Source organism: Streptomyces gardneri (genome assembly GCF_006539185.1).
GTDB classification, from domain to species: domain Bacteria; phylum Actinomycetota; class Actinomycetes; order Streptomycetales; family Streptomycetaceae; genus Streptomyces; species Streptomyces gardneri.
Map to the genome: position 1 here is coordinate 1 of NZ_BJMN01000114.1, position 3820 is coordinate 3820.

Sequence of the window (3820 nt, forward strand, 5' to 3'; positions counted from 1 at the left end):
GCCACGCCACCATGCAATGTCTACTCCAGCCGTCATAGATTTTCGCATGGCGGGATGGAGGAATCGTTTTGACGAACGTGATGAATACCCCGGACCAGGGCGCCCCCCGTACACGCAGCTCGCCGAGGAATGGGCTGCCCGCGGCGCCACCGTCCCTACCTTCCCGACCCGCTGTGGCAGCGTCTGGCCTCTTCCGAACACCTCAGGCGCGAGATTCGCCCCGAGCGTCACCATTTGCTCCAGTCAGGCGGCGGCGCGCTGAGGCCGGCGCAGTTGCGCCTGTCCGAAGAGGAGTGCGTAGTCGTCGGGGAGTCGCTGGAGGACGCGGGCAAGGAGGTCGGGTCCGGCGAGCGCGGTGACGGTGGCGAGTACGGCGCCGGTGTCCCAGCGGGCGATGGCCGGGCTCACGCCGGTTCGTGCGGCCAGGTCCTTGACGAAGCCCCAGCCGGTGAGCTGCTCGATATCGGGGATCTGGGCGGTCAGGGTGAGGGCGGCTTCGACGGGCAGGCACTGGGCGAGGTCGACGCGTTCGTCGCCGGTGACCTGCCTGCCGAGCGCGGCAAGAACGGTGCGGACGGCTTCTTCCGCGCGTTCGCGGGTGGGGTAGGCGCCCTCGTAGCGGACGCGTTCCAGCACCTGGTCGAACGTCATGGCGGGGGTGGGCCGGTCCGGTCGAGGCTGGTCGTACATGGTGCTGCGGTTGCCTTTCTCTTCGAAGGTTCGAGTTCCGGCCGTCGCGCCGGTCAGGTGGGCTGAGGGTGGCCGAAGAGGAGGTCGTAGCCGGGCGGGAGCTGGAGCAGGACCTCGCTCATGAGGACGTCACCCGCCGCGGCGGCCACGGTGCTGAGGACCGCGCCGATGTCCCACAGAGCTGTCTTCTCGGTGGCGCCCTCGATCCAGGCCGCGGTCGCGCGGACGAAGCGTTCGGGTGAGAGCGGTTCGGCGGCCTGCAGGGGATTGAGGAGGATCAGGGCGTACGTCTCGGGGAGCCGGGCGGCGAGCTCGGCCCGCACGGTGCCGACCAGGTGCGCGCCCAGTAGGGCCAGGACGACGCGGGCCGCCCGTTCGGCCTCCGGCAGGGTCGGGTACTCGCCGCGTTCCTGGACGTGGGCCAGGAACGTCTCCCTGCGTATCGACATCACGTCACCTCCGGGGAGGGGTGAAGGGGCGAGGGGCGCGGAGGACGGGGTGCCGGAGGGGAACGGTTCCCCGTCCTCCGCCGCGGTGGGGCCGATCAGCCGGAGATCTGCTTGCGGCCGGATTCGCCGCCGATGCGGATCTTCCGCGGCTTGGCGCGCTCGGAGATCGGGATCCGCAGGGTCAGAACGCCCGCGTCGTAGTCGGCGTCGATGTGCTCGGCGTCGAGGGTGTCGGCGAGCATGATCTGGCGGGAGAAGGCGCCCAGGGGCCGCTCGGAGAGTTCCATCTGCACGCCGTCGGACTTCCCCGCGGGCCTGCGCTCGGCCTTCACCGTCAGCATGTTCCGCTCGACGTCGATGTCGATCGCCTCGGTGCTCACGCCGGGGAGGTCGAAGGCGATCACGTACACGTCGCCCTGCCGGTAGGCGTCCATCGGCATCACGGCCGGCTTCGACCACGTGCCAGACGCACCCGACAGCTGCTGGACGATCCGGTCCATCTCGCGGAACGGGTCAGTGCGCATCAACATCGCGAAACACCTCCAGTTGGTTCAGGCAGGAACTGCCAATGCGCTTCTACGTGCTTCGGTTGTAACATGTCATCGAAACGACGACAAGTAAGAAGTCATCTGGAGGATGACAAGCCGCGGAGAGTGTCATGAGACAAGCCAGCCAGCCGGCCGCGCCGGTCCCTTTCCCCGCTGCGGCGACGGCCTTGCGGGCCATCGACCAGGCCGTGAGGCACGCGCAGCGTTCCTCTGCCGGAACGCCCCCGACCGAGCCGACGGACGCGGGCCCGCACCCGGCTCTGGCCGCGCTGCTGATGCTGCGCGAGGTCCGTGAACAGCTCGCCGGCTGGGAGAGCGGCCTGATCGAAACAGCCCGGGGCCAGGGCGCGAGCTGGGCCGACCTCGCCGGACCCCTCGGGGTCGCGAGCCGCCAGGCCGCCGAACGCCGCTACCTGCGCCTGCGCCCCGGCACGGCCGGAAGCACCGGCGAGGAACGCGTCCAGGCCACCCGCGACACACGTGCCTCAGACCGCGCCGTCACGGCCTGGGCCCGTGGCAACGCGGCCGACCTGCGCCGGCTCGCCGGCCAGATCACCGCCCTCACCGACCTTCCCGACGCCGCCGCGGTGGCCGTCGGCGAACTGAACCGGGCCCTAGCCGACAACGACGCAGCCCGTCTCGTGGGCCCCCTGACCGACGCCCGGCCTCACCTGCGCCCCGAGGACTCGGCTCTCGTCGATCACCTCGACGCCATGACCCGACACGCCGACCACCTCCGCCAGGACAGCCGCGACCGGCGCAGCACCTGACCCCGGAATGCGAACCGCACCGACCGAACCCGCGCATCCGTTCGAGCATGCGGGGCGCCTGGTCGGGTCCCGGCCTGGACACAGATCAGGGCCGCGCAGCAACAGCTGCGCGGCCCTTTCGGTACGCGTCGGATCCCGCCGGCATCGCAGGCGTCCGCTGTCCGGGTCGAGCGGTACGGGCTGCAAGGGGCAGCCTTAGGCGTCGGTCTCGGTGTCCGCGGGTGGTGAAGGTCAGGCCGGGTTGATGTTCTCCGCCTGGGGGCCCTTCTGGCCCTGGGTGACGTCGAACGTCACGGCCTGGCCCTCTTGGAGCTCACGAAAGCCCGTGGAGTTGATCGCCGAGTAGTGGGCGAAGACGTCCGGGCCGCCGCCGTCCTGGGCGATGAAGCCGAAGCCCTTCTCCGCGTTGAACCACTTCACAGTTCCCGTAGCCATGTCTCATGCCTTCCAGTCGATGAACGCCTCCCGCTCCATGCGGAAGGCGGAGGTGATCGCCCTGGTCCCTGCGGCACAGCACAGCAAAAAACCCACGCCGAAGGCATGGGCAGGGGAACTTCCGAACCACGACAGCTGACGCAGACGCTACACGCCGACAACAGGCTGTTACCAGAGGGGGGCGAGCACACGTGACGACTCTGACAGGCACGGGTTGGGCGTGCCCGCCGAGACCGGCCGGCGCGCCCACCTCAGGCCGCTGTCCGTGGATGCACCTCGGCCGCTGCGCGACGGTACTCGGCGTTGACGCGCTGCGCTTCTTCGAGTCGGACTTCGAGCATCACGATCCGGCAGGCCGCCTCGATGGGGGTGCCGTGGTCGACGAGTTCGCGGGCGCGGGCGGCGATCCGCAATGGGGAGCGGGAGTAGCGGCGATGGCCGTCCTCGGGGCGGAGTGGGGTGATGAGGCGGGCTTCGCCGATGGCGCGGAGAAAGCCCTGGGTGGTGCCGAGCATCTCGGCGGCCCGGCCCATCGTGTAGGCGGGGTAGCTGTCGTCGTCGAGACGGCCGAGCGAATCGTCTGCTGTCATCGCACCTCACTGCGAAACAGGTAGGGAAAGAGGTCGGAACGCCTGGAGGGGCCCTGGTGCGTACGACACCAGGGCCCCGAAGGAACTGCTACACCATCTGCCGGCCCTAGTCCTGCGCCGACCTACTGTTTCCGCCGACCCGACCGAGATGCTGCCGGGAGTGCGGGGATCGCGGTTGCTTGACCGGAGACCACCTTCTATCGATGTCCTGCGGTACCCGGGCTCAAGGCTTCCGCCCGGGCGATCCTGATGGCGCCTCAACTCCTCCGTTCTTCCCTCGGTGATCAACTGCTTACCAAACGGGAGATACTGCGAACTGCGGGGACTGCACTCACTGC

Annotated in this window: 6 protein-coding genes; 1 reads left to right on the forward strand and 5 read right to left on the reverse strand. The window is 69.4% G+C overall.

All coding sequences use genetic code 11. From position 1 onward, the window contains the following. Positions 1–243: 243 nt before the first annotated feature. From SGA01_RS40510 to SGA01_RS40520, 3 genes are all read right to left on the reverse strand, one after another. A complete protein-coding gene (locus SGA01_RS40510) occupies positions 244–690 on the reverse strand; it encodes a DUF2267 domain-containing protein (protein WP_141303410.1) in 447 nt (148 codons plus the stop codon). A 53-nt stretch (positions 691–743) separates the two neighbouring features. Continuing rightward, positions 744–1139: a DUF2267 domain-containing protein gene (locus SGA01_RS40515; RefSeq protein ID WP_141303412.1), complete on the reverse strand. Its 396-nt coding sequence runs from the start codon at positions 1137–1139 to the stop codon at positions 744–746. Between the two features lie 95 nt (positions 1140–1234). Beyond that, positions 1235–1669 (reverse strand): Hsp20/alpha crystallin family protein, encoded by a 435-nt coding sequence (locus SGA01_RS40520; RefSeq protein WP_141303414.1) that lies wholly within the window; start codon positions 1667–1669, stop codon positions 1235–1237. Positions 1670–1797: 128 nt separating this feature from the next. On the opposite strand from SGA01_RS40520, the gene SGA01_RS40525 reads away from it, so the two are divergent. After that, a complete protein-coding gene (locus tag SGA01_RS40525; RefSeq protein ID WP_141303416.1) occupies positions 1798–2457 on the forward strand; it encodes an HSP18 transcriptional regulator in 660 nt (219 codons plus the stop codon). A 231-nt stretch (positions 2458–2688) separates the two neighbouring features. Here SGA01_RS40525 and SGA01_RS40530 read toward each other — a convergent pair whose 3' ends face one another. Together SGA01_RS40530 and SGA01_RS40535 are read right to left on the reverse strand one after the other, a co-directional pair. After that, complete coding sequence (locus SGA01_RS40530; RefSeq protein ID WP_123545149.1) at positions 2689–2892, reverse strand: cold-shock protein; 204 nt, start codon at positions 2890–2892, stop codon at positions 2689–2691. Positions 2893–3143: 251 nt separating this feature from the next. Continuing rightward, on the reverse strand, positions 3144–3482 hold the full coding sequence (locus SGA01_RS40535) for a MerR family transcriptional regulator (protein ID WP_141303418.1): 339 nt from the start codon (positions 3480–3482) through the stop codon (positions 3144–3146). Positions 3483–3820: the final 338 nt, after the last annotated feature.